14 protein-coding genes are annotated in these 15,317 nt (G+C 47.5%); 6 read left to right on the top strand and 8 right to left on the bottom strand.

The window, feature by feature from the left end; genetic code table 11:
- Positions 1–4: 4 nt before the first annotated feature.
- Genes KBY68_RS08035 through KBY68_RS08025 form a run of 3 tightly spaced genes read left to right on the top strand, consistent with a single transcriptional unit; the run spans position 5 to position 2,069 of the window.
- Positions 5–187, top strand: coding sequence for a DUF8677 family protein (locus KBY68_RS08035; protein WP_106498762.1), 183 nt, complete (start codon positions 5–7; stop codon positions 185–187).
- A gap of 50 nt (positions 188–237) precedes the next feature.
- Positions 238–1,650: a phospholipase D-like domain-containing protein gene (locus KBY68_RS08030; protein ID WP_255096679.1), complete on the top strand. Its 1,413-nt coding sequence runs from the start codon at positions 238–240 to the stop codon at positions 1,648–1,650.
- 47 nt (positions 1,651–1,697) lie between these two features.
- Positions 1,698–2,069, top strand: a complete 372-nt coding sequence (locus KBY68_RS08025) for a hypothetical protein (protein ID WP_255096678.1) — start codon at positions 1,698–1,700, stop codon at positions 2,067–2,069.
- Here KBY68_RS08025 and KBY68_RS08020 read toward each other — a convergent pair.
- Complete coding sequence (locus tag KBY68_RS08020) at positions 2,066–2,410, bottom strand: hypothetical protein (RefSeq protein WP_255096677.1); 345 nt, start codon at positions 2,408–2,410, stop codon at positions 2,066–2,068. The two genes, KBY68_RS08025 and KBY68_RS08020, sit on opposite strands and share 4 nt — an antisense overlap.
- 56 nt (positions 2,411–2,466) lie before the next feature.
- On the opposite strand from KBY68_RS08020, the gene KBY68_RS08015 reads away from it, so the two are divergent.
- Positions 2,467–4,119, top strand: a complete 1,653-nt coding sequence (locus KBY68_RS08015) for an alpha-D-glucose phosphate-specific phosphoglucomutase (RefSeq protein ID WP_255096676.1) — start codon at positions 2,467–2,469, stop codon at positions 4,117–4,119.
- A 289-nt stretch (positions 4,120–4,408) separates the two neighbouring features.
- Here KBY68_RS08015 and KBY68_RS08010 read toward each other — a convergent pair whose 3' ends face one another.
- The 3 genes from KBY68_RS08010 to KBY68_RS08000 all read right to left on the bottom strand — a co-directional run bounded on the left by KBY68_RS08010 (position 4,409) and on the right by KBY68_RS08000 (position 10,079).
- The gene (locus KBY68_RS08010; RefSeq protein WP_255096673.1) at positions 4,409–7,687 is read right to left on the bottom strand and encodes an efflux RND transporter permease subunit; all 3,279 of its coding nucleotides are present in this window, start codon (positions 7,685–7,687) and stop codon (positions 4,409–4,411) included.
- The gene (locus KBY68_RS08005) at positions 7,684–8,697 is read right to left on the bottom strand and encodes an efflux RND transporter periplasmic adaptor subunit (RefSeq protein ID WP_255096672.1); all 1,014 of its coding nucleotides are present in this window, start codon (positions 8,695–8,697) and stop codon (positions 7,684–7,686) included. The genes KBY68_RS08010 and KBY68_RS08005 overlap by 4 nt, the downstream gene beginning before the upstream one ends.
- A gap of 197 nt (positions 8,698–8,894) precedes the next feature.
- Entirely contained in the window at positions 8,895–10,079 is a 1,185-nt protein-coding gene (locus KBY68_RS08000; RefSeq protein ID WP_255096671.1) for an efflux RND transporter periplasmic adaptor subunit, read from the bottom strand.
- A gap of 60 nt (positions 10,080–10,139) precedes the next feature.
- Here KBY68_RS08000 and KBY68_RS07995 point away from each other — a divergent pair, with 60 nt between their 5' ends.
- Complete coding sequence (locus KBY68_RS07995; protein WP_414716791.1) at positions 10,140–12,227, top strand: AAA family ATPase; 2,088 nt, start codon at positions 10,140–10,142, stop codon at positions 12,225–12,227.
- A 34-nt stretch (positions 12,228–12,261) separates the two neighbouring features.
- On the opposite strand, the gene KBY68_RS07990 is transcribed toward KBY68_RS07995, so the two are convergent.
- From KBY68_RS07990 to KBY68_RS07980, 3 genes are all read right to left on the bottom strand, one after another.
- Positions 12,262–12,909 carry an alpha/beta hydrolase gene (locus KBY68_RS07990; protein WP_255096726.1) on the bottom strand — a complete coding sequence of 216 codons (648 nt, stop codon included), beginning with the start codon at positions 12,907–12,909 and terminating at the stop codon, positions 12,262–12,264.
- Between the two features lie 81 nt (positions 12,910–12,990).
- Positions 12,991–13,491, bottom strand: coding sequence for a hypothetical protein (locus tag KBY68_RS07985; protein ID WP_255096669.1), 501 nt, complete (start codon positions 13,489–13,491; stop codon positions 12,991–12,993).
- A gap of 24 nt (positions 13,492–13,515) precedes the next feature.
- Complete coding sequence (locus tag KBY68_RS07980; RefSeq protein WP_255096668.1) at positions 13,516–14,196, bottom strand: 4'-phosphopantetheinyl transferase family protein; 681 nt, start codon at positions 14,194–14,196, stop codon at positions 13,516–13,518.
- Between KBY68_RS07980 and bcp the strand changes: the two genes are divergently transcribed.
- Entirely contained in the window at positions 14,195–14,665 is a 471-nt protein-coding gene (gene bcp, locus KBY68_RS07975) for a thioredoxin-dependent thiol peroxidase (RefSeq protein ID WP_255096667.1), read from the top strand. The genes KBY68_RS07980 and bcp overlap by 2 nt on opposite strands.
- Here the strand turns inward: bcp and KBY68_RS07970 are convergent.
- Positions 14,640–15,314, bottom strand: coding sequence for a type III pantothenate kinase (locus KBY68_RS07970; protein WP_255096666.1), 675 nt, complete (start codon positions 15,312–15,314; stop codon positions 14,640–14,642). The genes bcp and KBY68_RS07970 overlap by 26 nt on opposite strands.
- Between the last annotated feature and the right edge of the window lie 3 nt (positions 15,315–15,317).

The following is a 15,317-nucleotide window of genomic DNA, read 5'->3' as shown; positions in this document are numbered from 1 at the left end:
CTAGGTGCCCCTAAAAAAACTGCTTGTATTAGGTATACCCCTTGCGGGTTCATTAACGCTGCCTTTGGCAGTGCCCCTACTCATGAAGCAGGCGGGCATAGGAGCTGGAGTGGGCTTGATATTAGTGGTGAGTTGCCTTTGGTTTGCCTTAATGCTTCGTTTTGCAGAAATGCCTGAACACAGCTAAGCAATAAAACCCCAATAAGGGGAATACTGTAAGTATTCGCACTCAGGAGATTGCTTGTTAAAAAAATAAACCTCAAGCTTTTAATCTGCGTTACAACTGCGCTAATTGGAGCTCTTAATACAGGCTGCTCGGCCACGGCGAGCTACCTAGCAAACAAGCAACAAAATATAGATCAACCAGAGGGGATAGAGGTTAGGTTTAATCAACTTAGCCAAGCTGAATACAAAAGCCCAATCAACGGGAGGAATCGCCCCGGTGACGACCTTGAACAATTCATTCTAGAAGCTATTAACGGCGCCAAAGGTGAGGTTTTAGTTGCTGTTCAAGAATTATCACTGCCAAGAATTGCAAAGGCATTAGCTGCAAAACATCGAGCCGGCATCAGGGTAAGAGTGGTAGTTGAAAATCAATATCGCAAACCGTGGAGCAAATTGCATGCGGCAGGGCTTCCAGCCCATCAGCAACAGCGCTTGGGGCAATTGGCAGCCCTAGCCGATGCAAACAATGATGGCAGGCTAAATGCAGAAGAAACCCTTAATGGAGATGCAATGGCCCTGCTTGAAACAGCTGGCGTGCCATTGAAAGACGACACAGCAGACAACAGCAAAGGCAGTGGCCTAATGCACCACAAATTTTTGGTAATAGATCAAAAGCATGTAATCTTTGGATCAGCCAATTTTAGCAATTCAGACATCCATGGAGATGCAGGGGCTGGGCACACAAAAGGGACCACAAATCACTTAATCAAAGTAAATGATCAGGCCTTAGCTCAAATATTTAGGGGGGAGTTTGAAAAACTTTGGAATAATCAATTTGGCATCAACAAAGATTCAGGATCCACTCAAGAAGCGATGGTGGGAACGGCTAAATTACAAGTTCTGTTTGCGCCCCACAAGCGAAGTAATCCAAGCAATGGATTAGCAATAATTGCAAATACTTTAAAACAAGCAAGAGAAAAAATTGATTTGGCACTATTCGTATTTTCAGCCCAAGAGCTAACAGGGGTTTTAGAAGAAAGGGTAAGGGCTGGTATAAAATTAAGAGTATTGGTTGATCCTGGATTTGCCAGTCGGAGCTATTCGGAACTTCTTGATATCATGGGAGTGAGCCTTCCTGATAAACGCTGCAAATTAGAAGCAAAAAATAAGCCTTGGCAAAAACCATTAATGGCAGTTGGCATACCCAAATTAGCTAACGGAGATAAATTACATCATAAATTAGCTGTAATTGATGGCAAAACTGTTATCAGTGGTTCATTTAATTGGAGCCCCAGCGCCGCCCATGGCAATGATGAAACCCTAGTAATTATCCATTCGGCTCAACTAGCTAGGCATTTCACAAGGGAGATCGATCGTCTTTGGGGAGGGGCAAACCTTGGGATATCACCTGGATTGGAAAAGAAATTGGATAAAGCTGAGCGATTCTGTGGCAAAGTTATGACCAATAGGGAAGTTTCTCCGTAGCCATGGCAAGATTTTTTTTGGTTTGCCTCAGCTTATTCGCACTTCAAGTGGCCCCTGCCTCCGCCCAACAGGCCAAGAGCGCAAAACAGCTTGAGGCGGAGCTGGAACCTTTAACCAAAACAGACCTCAAACCAACCTTTGATGCCGTGGTGGAATGCGCCCAAAGGAACCAAGATGCCGGCTGCCAAGCTGCAAGAATTTTGGCCGATAAATTACTAGACAAACCTTTCCTAACAGCATTATGCAAAGACACTGCATTTACTATCACCATAAAGGCAAAAGTAGCCGCAATCAACAACTTTGATCGCAAGGAACTATTGCTGAACAAGGCAACAGATTTACTACAACTCTGCGTTAAAAAAGAACAGGAAAAACCAGCTGCCCCAGCTGAAACAGGGCCCGGCATCAAAAAGCGCTAGGGACTTGATGTGAGTTTTAAGAACTGCTGGGCTGCATCATCCAATCCCGCCAAGGGAGGCACCGAAGACATCACAAATTTGTCTGCAAAATTACAAATTGAATCCTTGCGACCGGAGGCATCACAACTGTTGGATAGCTCCACCATTGCATTCATTAATTTTCCTTGTAGGCACCCCTCAGTGCCAGTGCGGCCAAGCACCGCCTCGGTTGCTTCCTTAACTTTTAAAAGCGCTTGAGGGTATGCCGGTTCAACAGCGGCATGGGCTGGCGCAAACAGCAAACTGAAAATAAGTGCCAGTGGAAATAAGCAGGCTGGCTGCAACCAAAAAGGATTCCGCATATCCACTTGCCCTGTTTGAACGAACTTTAGGATAACTAAGCGAGCTAGAGAATCCATTGACAGCACCCCAAAGCCCTGCAATCGAAAGAATCCAGCTCAGCCAAGCTTTTCAAGACCAAAAACCGGGTACTTCGGGCCTACGCAAAAGCGTTAAGCATTTTAGCCAGCCCCACTACCTAGAAAGCTTTATTGAATCAATCCTGCGGGTGCTGCCAGGGGTGCAAGGGGGAACCCTTGTGGTGGGTGGCGACGGACGCTTTGGGAATAACAAGGCAATTCAAGTGATCGCCCGCATGGCAGCTGCCCATGGCATTGCTGAGTTGATACTCACCACCGATGGAATCCTCAGCACTCCAGCTGCTTCCCATTTAATTAGAAGTAGAAATGCAATTGGCGGAATCATTCTGAGCGCTAGCCACAACCCAGGTGGCCCCGATGGTGATTTCGGAGTAAAGCTCAATGGCGCAAACGGCGGTCCAGCCCCTGAATCCCTAACAAACGAAATATACGAATGCAGCAAATCCTTGGAAGATTACAGCATCTCTGATCTTCCCAATCTATCATTAAATCAAGCCCAAAAATATACATATCCAGGCTTTGAGGTGGAGGTAATAGATGGAATAAACGATTACTTAAAACTTATGGAAAATTTATTCGACTTTGATCTTCTCAGCGGTTTACTTCAGTCGAATTGGCCGCTGGCATTCGACGCAATGCATGCGGTAACCGGCCCCTATGCAACTCAACTGTTTGAACAGCGCCTTGGTGCCCCCAGTGGCACAGTGCGAAACGGAAAGCCCCTTGAAGATTTTGGAGGTGGTCATCCAGATCCAAATCTCACCTATGCCCATGAGCTTGCAAACCTACTATTAAATAGCGATCAATACCGATTTGGGGCCGCCTGCGACGGCGATGGCGATCGCAATATGGTTCTAGGGCAACGTTGTTTTGTAAACCCTAGCGACAGCCTTGCAGTTATTACAGCAAATTCGTCTCTGGCGAAAGGTTATGCGGAAGGCCTTGCAGGTGTAGCCCGCTCGATGCCAACCAGTGCCGCTGTAGACCTAGTGGCCAAACAACTTGGTATCCAATGCTATGAAACGCCAACGGGCTGGAAATTTTTTGGGAATTTACTAGATGCCGGAAAAATAACTATTTGCGGGGAGGAGAGTTTTGGTACGGGGAGCAACCATATCAGGGAAAAAGATGGCCTCTGGGCTGTGTTGTTTTGGTTATCCATACTTGCAAAACGCCAATGCAGTGTTGCAGATGTTATGAGCGACCATTGGAATCAATATGGCCGCCATTATTATTCTCGCCATGATTATGAAGGCGTTGATAGTAATCGCGCTCACAGCATCTACCAGGGCCTACACGATCGCCTTGGCAGCCTAAAAGGTGAAAAGTTTGCTGATAACACCATAGCCCTGGCAGATGACTTCTCCTATGCTGATCCAGTGGATGGGTCAATAACTACTGGGCAGGGATTAAGAATATTGCTTGAAGATGGAAGCAGGATAATATTACGTCTTTCTGGCACTGGCACCCAAGGCGCCACATTAAGGCTATATCTTGAACGTTATGTATCAATGAATGGGAATTTACATCAAGATCCCCAAATGGCCCTTGGGGAAATGATTAAAGCAGCAGATAATCTTGCCGGCATAAGCAAAGGCACGGGAATGAATAAACCAACTGTTATCACCTAAATCCCATACAAATTAACCTAGTTAGAAGCATCACGGGATCGGGCCATTAAAGCAAGCTGGCGAATTATTTCAGCCCATAATCCACAAAAAGCCGCACCAACTACCACTAAAATAAAATTATTTATTGGAATGGGTTGCAAAAGAGTGCCAGGCACTCTTGCAGCCCTGTGGCCAAAACCCAACAGCAAAGCAGCCATCATTGAGAATAAAAAAACAGATAATAAGAGCCTGCGCTTATCAAGTTTAGTTTGATGGGGAGGCTTATATCCAGGGGGATGGGGAAGGGGCATTAGTTATTTAAAGAAACACTGGCTGGGAACCAATTAGCCTCAAGTTTTTTGATAAAAACATAAAAAGCAGGCACCACAAATAAACTCATAACAGTGGCAACCAGCAAGCCACCAAAGATCACTGAACCCACCGACCGCTGGCTCAGCGCCCCTGCGCCACTGGCAATAACCAAAGGGAAAAAACCCGAGAGGGCAGCCGAAGCAGTCATGAGGATAGGCCTGAATCTTGATTCAGCTGCACCCTGAACCGCTTCGGCAGCCGTTAAGCCCGTATCCATACGTTGATTGGCAAGATCTACAATCAAAATTCCATTTTTGGCCGCTAGGCCAATCAGCGTAACCAAGCCAACTTGGGCATAAACATTATTTACCTGCCCCATCAATACAAGGAAAATCAAGGCGCCAAGCATGGCCAGGGGAACGGTCATTAAGATAACCAGAGGATCAAAGTAACTGCCATACTGGGCAGAAAGTACAAGAAAAACAACGATGATGCCCAAGGCAAAAACAAACGCTGCAAGGGATCCAGCCGCAACCTCAGATCTACTTAAAGAAGACCAAGCTGATCCGATATTACTAAAATTCAACTGACGGAAGTTATCTGCAAGGCTATCTATTGCCTGACCACTGCTCTTACCGATAGCTTCAACACCTTGGATTAACACAGATCGATATAAATTATAATGGCTTACAATTGGTGGTGAGCTATCAAGTTTTACTTTGATAAAATTACTCAGGGGGATTTGCTGACCCGAAGCATTTGGAACATACAAATTATCAAGATCTTGAACAACCGATCGCTTACTGCCCTCCGCCTGCACATAAACCTGCCTATATTGTCCATCTTCATAGGTTTGATTAACAAACACACCCCCATTAAGCGCCCCCAATACCTGCATAGCAGTGCCGAAATCTACATTCATAGATGCCATTCGATCCCGATCTGGCTCCAGGCGCCAGGCGGGGGCATCACTAACAAATTGCGTATAGAGGTTAAAGAAATTACCTGTTGCAAGGGATCGCCTAATTAATTGACTGGCTAGTTTACTCAGATCAGTGAAAGAATATCCACCATTACTTAAATCATTAAACTGGAAGGAAACACCCCCCTGGGCACTAAAACCTGGCACGGCAGCTGGCGGTTGCGCCAAAACCAAGGCTCCAGGAATCTTTCGAAACTCCAAGTTCATTCTCCTTATGATTGCGTTCGCAGATTGACTTGGATTGGTACGCTCCTCAATTGGTTTTAAGCCGAAGAAGAAAAGACCCTGGTTTAAAGATCCACCATTAAATCCAGCGCCGCCAACAACTTCACCACTAACAACATCAGGTTCTTTAGAAACAACCGCGCGCACCTTTGAGGCCACTTCCATCGTGGCTTCGATAGAAGCCTGTGGTGGCAATTGAATGATGCCTAGACCATAGCCTTGATCTTCGGTGGGAACAAAACCGGTGGGAATAGCCACAAAGGCAAAGCCTGTTAAAACAACACCACCAAGTAGTGCAGCAATAATTAGCCTGCGTAGACGAATTGCATTGGCAAGCAAGGCGCTATAGGCCCGCTGCAGACCTGCAAAGAAGTGATTGAATCCACGGAAGATTGGCTGCAGGAAGGCGCCAACTAATGCACCCAATAGGCCAAAGCCAATGCTCCATGGCCAACCCCCAAATAGATATCCATATCCGGTGCCAAACAAACCCGCTATTACAACCCATTGCCAACCGCTGGGATTGGTTTTTCCACCGCCCAGGAGGAGGGCAGACTGCAAGGGCTTACCAGTTATGGCATTAAATGTACTAACTAATATCGCAAAAACTATAGTTAGGGCAAATTGTCTATAGATAACACCGGTTGCACCCGGGAAAAAAGTAACGGGGATAAAAACAGCCAACAGCACAAGTGCGGTTGCCATTATCGCCCCAGTTAACTCTTTCATTGCATTGGATGCTGCCGCAAAGGGCTTATCCCCAGCTTCGATTTTCGCAGAAACAGCTTCAACTACAACTATGGCATCATCAACAACTAATCCTGTAGCCAAAATAATGCCTAGAAGTGTTAATTCATTAATTGAAAATCCAAATGCCTTCACAAAAACCAATGCTCCTAAGAGGGCGATTGGCAATGCCAGAGCAGGTACCATCGTTGCTTTCCAATCCTGCAAGAATAAAAATATTATCAATAGAACTAACACCACCGCATCCCTAAGGGCATCGAGAGCTCCATAGATGGAAGCATTGATGAAATCCGTTTGATCAAAAACCTTCTCAAGTACTACGCCCGGAGGCAAAGTAGCTCTGAAGTCTGAAAGTACTTGATCAACAGCTTTAGCAGTTTTAATAGCATTTGTTCCCGGCAACTGGATAACCCCAAAACCGATGCAAGGATTTCCTGTTAATACATTCTCAGCAGACTGATAAAAGTTTTGAAATGCATATTCCGCCCTACCCACATCCCTCAACCTAATCAAGCTGCCATCTGGGCCCTTAGCGGTATCGGAACCACCAGGCCCAGTGCTGAGGATGAGATTTTCAAAAGCTTCAACTGTTTTAAGGTTTCCTTCCACCAATATCGGGAATGTGGATCGATTGCTGGCAACGGAAGGTGGGCCACCAATGAAACCACCAATAACTATTTGGTTTTGGGATTTAAGGGCATTAGTAACATCTAATACGGTTAAATTGAAGCGGGCTAATTTGAGCGGATCAACCCATAGGCGGTAGGCAGGATTACTGCTACCAAAAACATTCACCTGCCCAACACCCTGGGCCCTACCAAGGGGGTATGCCAAATTCAATTGATATAGTCCGTTCAAATAATTTCGATCAAATTGCCCCTCGCTAGAAGTGAGGTTATAAACCAAAAGATAGCTACTAGCCGTTTGCTGAACAGTTATACCTTGGGCATTAACTTGATCGGGTAGCTGAGCACTTGCAGTTTGAACACGATTCAATACATTAACTTGATCAATATCTGAATTTGTATCAGGGGTAAAATATACGTTTATCTGACTTGTTCCCTCACTGGTACTGTTGGATGTTATGTAATCCATTCCCGGGGCGCCATTTATCTGTTCTTCCAATGGTCCTGTAACAGCACTTTCAACCGTAAGCGCATCAGCTCCAGGTAAATTCGCTGTTACTTGAATTGTGGGGGGTGCAATATTAGGTAGATTTTCAATTGGCAACAGGGGTAAACATATCAAACCTGCCATCAAAATTAAAATACTGCAAACAGTGCTTAGTACCGGCCTGCGAATAAAAGTGTCGGATAAACTCATTTCGATGCCACCACTGCGCCGCTAGTAATTTGGGCAAGATTACCCAAAACCAATCGATCAGAAGCGCCTAAACCATTTCGCACCGGATAAAAGCCATTCTCCAAAGTACCCAACTCAACTGGCATCTGAAGCGCCACAAGGGAACCAGGTAGGGCCTGCTTATCGATGGGCCTACCAAGCGTTCTTCTAGCCTCAGCTGGGGATACCGCCGTGAATACAAAGGTTTTTCCCGCTTGCAAAAATACTGCTGCCTCCGGTATTGCCAGACTAGTGGAAGCAGCGAATAACAATCTCGCACTAACCCTTTGGTTGTTGCGCAAAACACCACTTGGGTTATCAAATGTAGCCTTAATTAGCAGCGTTTGGGTTTGCTTATCTAAAGCTGGAGCGATAAAGGATACATTCCCATTTACGCGAATTTCTGGCTTATTTGAAACATCTAATTGCACAGGCATTCCTAATTTCAATCGATAGCTGAGCTCACCTGGCACATTCAACCTTAGCCACAAACGGCTATTATCAACAATATTTACTATTGATTCGCCACTTCTTACAACCGATCCCAGTTTATGATTTATGTTACCTACCGTTCCATTGATCGGAGCAACAACATTCTTATATCCAAGGGTTGCCTTATCCGATCTGGCTTGATCGGCACTTTGAATTGCAGCGGTAACGTAATAATCACGATCTTTAGTGGAAACAGCGCCTTGATTATTTAAAAATATATATCGCTCGGCATTAACCAAATCCTTGCGGGCCTCCGCTGCAGAAGAATCAGCGGTTGCTTTTTGCTGAATCTGATCAAGGGTAAATAAAGGAGCTCCTTTTTTTACTTTTTGACCTTCATACATGGGCATTGCAATTATTCTTCCGTCAATCTCCGCCGCCAGAGGAACATTATTTATGGATTCCAGTGTACTTTGATAGGTTGCTTGATCATCAAAGCGCTTGCTGCTGGGGTAGATCAAATTAAATTTAGGTTTTTGGGGTGGCAGTGGTTTTGGCATGCCACATCCAGTGAAGACAAGTAATGGAATAAGGCCAAGGAAGGCTAATACTTTATTACAAGACAGTTTGTTTGCTAATGTTTTTCTTGTCAATGGTTTTGTTGTCAATAGTTTTGTTATCAATGGTTTGCTGGCAGTATGTATCCCCACGGTTCTTTACGCGTTTAGTTCCAATTTAAGTGATGATGCAGCGAAGGTCAACCAATTGGGGTACATAGGGATTTCCGCTCGCGAACAGGTCGTGCTTTAACAGCGCTGCCATTGCGAAGGTTCAATAAATTACTGTTAATTAATCTGCTACCAGCCCCCAGCCCCCACAACACTGGGTAGCAGTTATTTTGCAAGGCGCCCAAGCGCACCGGCAGCTTAATTGCCACAGCGGCCGAGGGTGCAAGTTCAAGCTTTTGCCTCAATTCAGCTGGCAACTGATTGGCATTACCCAGCACATAAACAAAACTTTGACCAGCGCTTTGCACAACCGCTGAAAAGGGCACAGCCAATTGCTTCTGCCTAGCAAATTCCACCTGGGTACGCACCCGCTCACCAGTGCGCAATTTACCCTCAGGGTTTAGAAATTCAGCCTTTACTAATATACCTTGACTTCCACTATTAACGGAGGGGCTAACAAAACTAACGATACCTTTTGCTAAAACTTTTGCATCGCTTGTATCCCTTAGCCAAACGGGTAAGCCAAGTTTGATCCGCCCGCTTAAATTTGATGGTATTTCAATGCGAGTTAACAGCAAATCATTTCGTGTAATTGTTGTAAATGGATCACCTTCTTTCACCACATCACCAACTTTTACCAATAGATCACCCACTTGGCCAGCGATGGGCGCTGCCACAACTTTGTCTGATAGGCGCGAACGGGCCGCCTCAAGTTCTGCTTTAGCAGCTGCTACACCATCTAAGGATGCTTTGAAACTTGCCTGCTGGGCTAAAAACTGGGCCCGATAGCCGTCTAATTCCTGGGCACTGCTCGCCCCTTGGCCCTTTAGGTAGTTGTAACGCTGGTAATTTGATTTGTCTTTTTCAAGTTTTGCCCTTACCTCAGCCACCTGGGCATTACTGCGGGCTAAATCGGCTTGGGCTTGCTGCACATCAGCGGTGCGTTCCCTCACCCGCAAACGCAATAATTCTTGCCCCTCCTGCACATTTTGCCCCGGCTGTACAAGCCGGGCCTGCACCCTGCCACTACTAACGGCTGCCATCTTCACTTCAGCAACAGCTTCCAAAGTGCTGGTGTAATCCCCGAGGTCTTGAAAAGTGGCTGGTTTCACCTGCAAGGTTGAAACAGGTAGCGGTTTTTTGCTTGGCTCCTTAGGGCTACATCCTGTAAGGGGGAGCCCCAACAGCATTAGCCCTGCAAGCAGTTGGCGCACAAGAATGATTCGGATGGCCTAAGCCTGCCATCTTTTGATGAAGAACGGCAAAGTATCCCTATGGATTTATTTAGCCACCAACGGGATCAGCAGTTGCAACGGCAAGCGCCCCTGGCGGAACGCCTGCGGCCCCAGTGCCTCAGCGACTTTATTGGACAAGAGGAAATCCTTGGTCCCGGCTGCCTATTGCGACGCGCTATCGAGGCAGATCGATTGGGCAGCATAATTTTGCATGGACCACCAGGCACCGGTAAAACAAGCCTGGCTCGAATTATTGCCAACAGCAGCCGCTGCTATTTCAGCAGCCTAAATGCGGTGTTAGCGGGCGTTCGTGAATTAAGGGAGGCGGTTGAACAGGCCCAGGAGAAACTTGGCCGCCATGGATTACGCACCTTGTTATTTATTGATGAGGTGCACCGATTTAATAAGTCCCAACAGGATGCACTCTTACCCTGGGTTGAGAATGGAACAGTAACTTTAATTGGTGCCACAACGGAAAATCCATTTTTCGAAGTTAACAAAGCACTATTAAGTAGATCAAGATTATTTCGGCTAGAACCATTGAGCCGAGTTCACCTAGAGTTGATGCTACAGCGGGCCATCGATGACAAAGAGAATGGATATGGATCTAAAAGTATTCAAATTAGCGCCGATGCTCGCCAGCATTTAGTTGCCGTGGCCGGTGGTGATGCCCGCAGCTTACTTAATGCTTTGGAGTTAGCCGTTGAAAGCAGCCAGGCAAATAATGAAGGCATTATAGAAATTAATTTAAGCGTTGCTGAACAATCAATTCAACAACAAGCGGTTTTATACGACAAACAAGGTGATGCTCATTTTGACACCATTAGCGCATTCATTAAATCAATTCGTGGCAGTGATCCAGATGCAGCTCTATTTTGGTTGGCGCGTATGGTGAAGGCTGGTGAAGATTCTCGATTTATTTTTCGTCGCTTATTAATAGCAGCCGCGGAAGACATTGGCCTTGCAGATCCTCAAGCTATGGTTGTAGTTGAAGCCTGTGCTTCAGCATTTGATCGCATCGGCTTACCTGAGGGTATCTATCCGTTAGTGCAAGCTACTCTTTACCTTGCAAATACAAACAAAAGCAACAGCACTAAAGCATATTTTGATGCTTTCAATAGTTTGGTGCTGGAGCGGGCCCAAGAAATACCGGCGCATCTACGGGATCCCAGCAGGGATGGAGCAGCCTTTGGTGATGGAGAGAATTATTTATATCCTCATAACTACTCAAATAATTGGGTGGCTCAGCAATATCTTCCAAGCGCCCTACAAGGTGAAATGTTTTATAAGCCAGGAATCATTGGCTGGGAGGGTGAGCGGCTTAAGCAACAGCAGCAACACCGCTATGCCCAACTATTACAAAATCGTTTTTGGCAGCGAATTAGCCTGCAGCCCCGGCATAGGGTTTTGATCTGCAATTGCCCCTCAATTCATTGGGCATTGCCTGTAATTATGGCAACAACTGAAGGCTTGGTTTGTTTACAGGTAGAAGATCAGCTGTTAGCAAAAAGGCTTGAAACACAATTACAGCTATTTGATAATCTGCAAAAACCATCCATCCACCAAGCAAATCCCCTGCAGCTTGAAAAATTACAAACCCAAAGAGGTGGGAAGTTTAATCACATCATCACTCATAATCCGTTAGTTAATGCAAATCAAAGTGATCGCCACAAATGGCTTAAACAACTTGATTTATTGGTAACTCAAACAGGTCGCATCGATCTACTCTTTAGTTACGGGAAATGTGGTCCTTTTGGTTTATTGCCAGAGGAGGATTTAAAATCAGCAAATAGGGAAGCTAACTGCGCAACCACCAACCCAACTAAATCAGAAGAAGAGTGGTTATTACTGCAAGATTGGGGACAAGTTGCTAAAACTGAGCTTGAGAATTCTGCTTGGCAGGTTTCAGATGAGTATTGGCAGGAAACAATTTTAGTTTCGATCACATCCAGCTGGCTAGAGCGTTGGTTCAGCAAGAAGAGTAGCTATCGCCAATGGTGGCTTGCAAACTTTTCAATTGATTTATTTACTGAGCTAGAGAATTATTACCGGCAACGGTTAGGAAACCAGTTTGTGCAACCTTTGCAACATCATCATCTAATTGGCCATAAAAAAAACCCCGCCTAATGGCGGGGTTAATTGAGTAAATCTAATTAACTGATCACCAGAGGCCGCGAACGGCACCGGCTGCAGCAGGCCTGCCGGCGGTAACTTTATCGAGAACCTGATTGGCCTGGATGCAGGCGGGCAGGAACACATACCAGGAAAGCAGTGAGCTGCACTGAGCTTCACCCTTGCACTTGCCTTTAGCACAGATGTTCTGCTTACCGTCGAAGGTGGTGCAGGTGTCGGCCAAACGGAAGTCAACGGGCAAGTTCTTCATGATCGCAGCGGAAGACAGCTTGCCGTCTACAGAAGCGAGGATGATTGCGGAACGCAGGGCTTGAACTGCAGTTGCTTTCTGGGCCCAGTAAGGGAAGTAGCTGCGGGTTTGATCCTGCAGGAACTTAACGCCGTCTTTGGAGTAGAGGTAGCGGGTAACACCAACTACATCAACGTTGTAGGTCTTGGAAAGACCAGCTTGAACCTCTTTGGCGGTCCAGCCAGAAGCGGCTAAACCTGAAGAGAGGCCGCGCTCGCCGGAGTAGGCGTCTTTCGACTTCAGGAAGTCGTTGAAATCAGAGAATTTGGTGGTCCAAACGGCTGCACCTGAGTTCCAACGCACAGGGGAAGGCTGAGCGGAAACAGGCAGAGCGGAGGCGGAGATGGCAGCGCCGGCAAGAAGGCCAGCAGCAATGCGCTTCAGCATGGGGAGCAGAGCGAAACACGTCGTTCTTAATTTAGCTTCAAAAAGAAAATTAGCCAACCCCATCCGTAAACCCCAACAAAGTTATTTGCGATAGCCATCAACGGAGGGATCGATCATTGCTACCCAACCAAGCGGGCAGATCAGCCTTTCCCCCTCAAGCCGAAATGACTTGGGGGCTCCCTCCCCTCGGCAGGCAACACCTCGGGTGCCGTTGCTGGTAATTCGAACCTCAGCCTGATAGTGCTCTAGGGCCCGCCGCGGCCGCAAACTAAAAACGGCTTTATCTGTAGACACTTCTAGCTTTGCCTCAAGCCCCGGCGGAATTTCGATGCCGAGCACATCAAGAAATGGAGTGAACCCACCCCAGTAATGCCTGGTGATCTCACCACCCACAAATCTACTCATTAAGGCCGCAGCCTCTTGACGAACCTCCTGAAGCGATTCTTGGGCCTCTAAACCAGACAACGTGGTGTCTGCGCTGCTGCGGGCCACTGGCGGAGGTAGTAAAGGCAGGCGCAGCAACCCAGCCATTCCCACCAAGCTCAACAACAAAATCAGTACAACCTTGCTGGTGCGTGGCATAGCTGGGGCAGAAGTGCTCTGAAACTAGCTGCAATCCAGATATTCCAGGCTAGGTGAATTATCACCACTCCAGCCAAGAAACCACTGTTCTGCTCCAAAGGAAAGGCAGTGCACCTGCACTGGCCACCACACACCAGTGGGCAAATGCATGGCCCTTGGCTGCTTGCTTTCCATCCACCAATGCCCCAGCTCTAGGGAAATGCTGCTGCGTCTTTGTTTGATCAAAGCCTCCTTAGCCACCCAACTGCGCAACACCGCCCCCTGCAGTTCAGAAGCGCTTAAGCAACTCAACTGTTGCTGCTCTTGCAAGGGGAAAAATCTCTGCAACAAAGCTTGTGCCGCAAGCGGGCGATTGGCTCGCTCCAAATCAACACCCACTGCTTGTGGCGACCAACCAAGCAAAAGCCTTTGTCCGCTATGGCTCCAACTAACCGTGCCCCATTCCTCCCCTAGGTGGGGAGCTTGCCCCGGGGGGGCGGTTAAAGGCACTGCCATTGGTTTGCAACCAAGCCAATGGGCCAGCCATTGGCGCACCAGGAACCTGCTGCGCAAAAAATTCTCTTGCCTTGCTGCAGGGAGGGATCTGGCCCATTCCAACTCTTGGGAAGTGGTGCCATCCATTAGTTCCCCAGGGGCAAGTTTTCCCAGGTCACCCCAGCCCCAGCGCGACTGCCTAAGCTCCCGTGGGACCAAACCTGCAGCCATGGCACTTCAAATAGGCGATCTTGCACCCAGCTTCACCCTTCCAGATGAGAGCGGCCAAATGGTGAGCCTTGAGGCCCAACGCGGCAGCAGGGTTGTTTTGTATTTTTATCCAAAAGACGACACCCCTGGTTGCACCAAAGAGGCCTGCAATTTCCGCGACCAGTGGAGTGTGTTTAAAAGCAATGGCATCAAAGTATTTGGAATCAGTAAGGATGGCGCCAAAAGCCATGGCAAATTTATTGAAAAATACGACTTGCCCTTTACTTTATTGAGTGATGAAGAGCCATGCCCCGTTGCCACTGCCTACGAAAGTTATGGTCTTAAAAAGTTCATGGGTCGTGAATATATGGGCATGATGCGCCACACCTTTGTTATCGATGCTGATGGCAAACTTGAAAAGATTTACACAAAAGTGAAAGCCGAAACAATGGCATCCACAATCCTCAGCGACTTGGAAATTCAGCCTTGATTTCAGCAAGGGCCTCCAGGGCGAGATTTGGCGCCCATTGAGTTTTCAGCCCAGCTGCTGCAAGCAACGGCAGCAGCTGCTCCCCATCTCCACCGGTTAGCCAAATGGCGGCCCCTTCCCAGCCTTTGGGTAGATCCTTAGCGGCACAAACAAGCGCAGCTGCCATTCCATTCAGCACCCCTGCTTGCATGGCCTCTTTTGTGGTGTGGGGCCAAGCTTCTGTTATTTCAAGCTTGGTAACGGCTGGCAGGCCAGCAGTGGCCTGGTGGAGGGAGCTCAGTTGCAAAGCAGCACCAGCCATTATTCGCCCACCACAAAAGTTGCCGTTGCGATCAACCAACGTGAAACTCACCGCGGTGCCAGCATCAACCACCAACACTGCAGTTGAGCTGCGCTGCCAGGCCCCCCAGCCCACCAGGGCTCGATCAACACCCAACCCAGCTTGCTGCTGCTTGAGGGGCACATCAGCAGCCGAAATTTGGCAGCCGCGCCAAGCTTCAAGCGGCTTCGGCACCAGGCCCACAGCGGCCCAATGCTGAGCTGGTTGCTGCTGAAATTGCCGTAAACCCTCCCCCGGGCTGGTGTGCCAAGAGCTGCCGCCATGCGACCAATGCCAACGGCTGTTGCCAATCAATAACAACCGCTCCATCGT

This window comes from Synechococcus lacustris Maggiore-St4-Slac (assembly GCF_024345595.1).
Lineage (GTDB): Bacteria > Cyanobacteriota > Cyanobacteriia > PCC-6307 > Cyanobiaceae > Synechococcus_D > Synechococcus_D lacustris.
This window is presented reverse-complemented; position numbering and strand designations above follow the sequence as displayed.

What these genes read in the sequence shown, in the direction of transcription:
- bcp (WP_255096667.1), top strand. Translation starts at nt 14,195, where the DNA reads ATGGCACTTCAAATAGGCGATCTTGCACCCAGCTTCACCCTTCCAGAT.
- KBY68_RS07985 (WP_255096669.1), bottom strand. Translation starts at nt 13,491, where the DNA reads ATGCCACGCACCAGCAAGGTTGTACTGATTTTGTTGTTGAGCTTGGTG.
- KBY68_RS07995 (WP_414716791.1), top strand. Translation starts at nt 10,140, where the DNA reads ATGGATTTATTTAGCCACCAACGGGATCAGCAGTTGCAACGGCAAGCG.
- KBY68_RS07980 (WP_255096668.1), bottom strand. Translation starts at nt 14,196, where the DNA reads ATGGCTGCAGGTTTGGTCCCACGGGAGCTTAGGCAGTCGCGCTGGGGC.
- KBY68_RS07970 (WP_255096666.1), bottom strand. Translation starts at nt 15,314, where the DNA reads ATGGAGCGGTTGTTATTGATTGGCAACAGCCGTTGGCATTGGTCGCAT.
- KBY68_RS08010 (WP_255096673.1), bottom strand. Translation starts at nt 7,687, where the DNA reads ATGAGTTTATCCGACACTTTTATTCGCAGGCCGGTACTAAGCACTGTT.
- KBY68_RS08005 (WP_255096672.1), bottom strand. Translation starts at nt 8,697, where the DNA reads ATGCCAAAACCACTGCCACCCCAAAAACCTAAATTTAATTTGATCTAC.
- KBY68_RS08020 (WP_255096677.1), bottom strand. Translation starts at nt 2,410, where the DNA reads ATGCGGAATCCTTTTTGGTTGCAGCCAGCCTGCTTATTTCCACTGGCA.
- KBY68_RS07990 (WP_255096726.1), bottom strand. Translation starts at nt 12,909, where the DNA reads ATGCTGAAGCGCATTGCTGCTGGCCTTCTTGCCGGCGCTGCCATCTCC.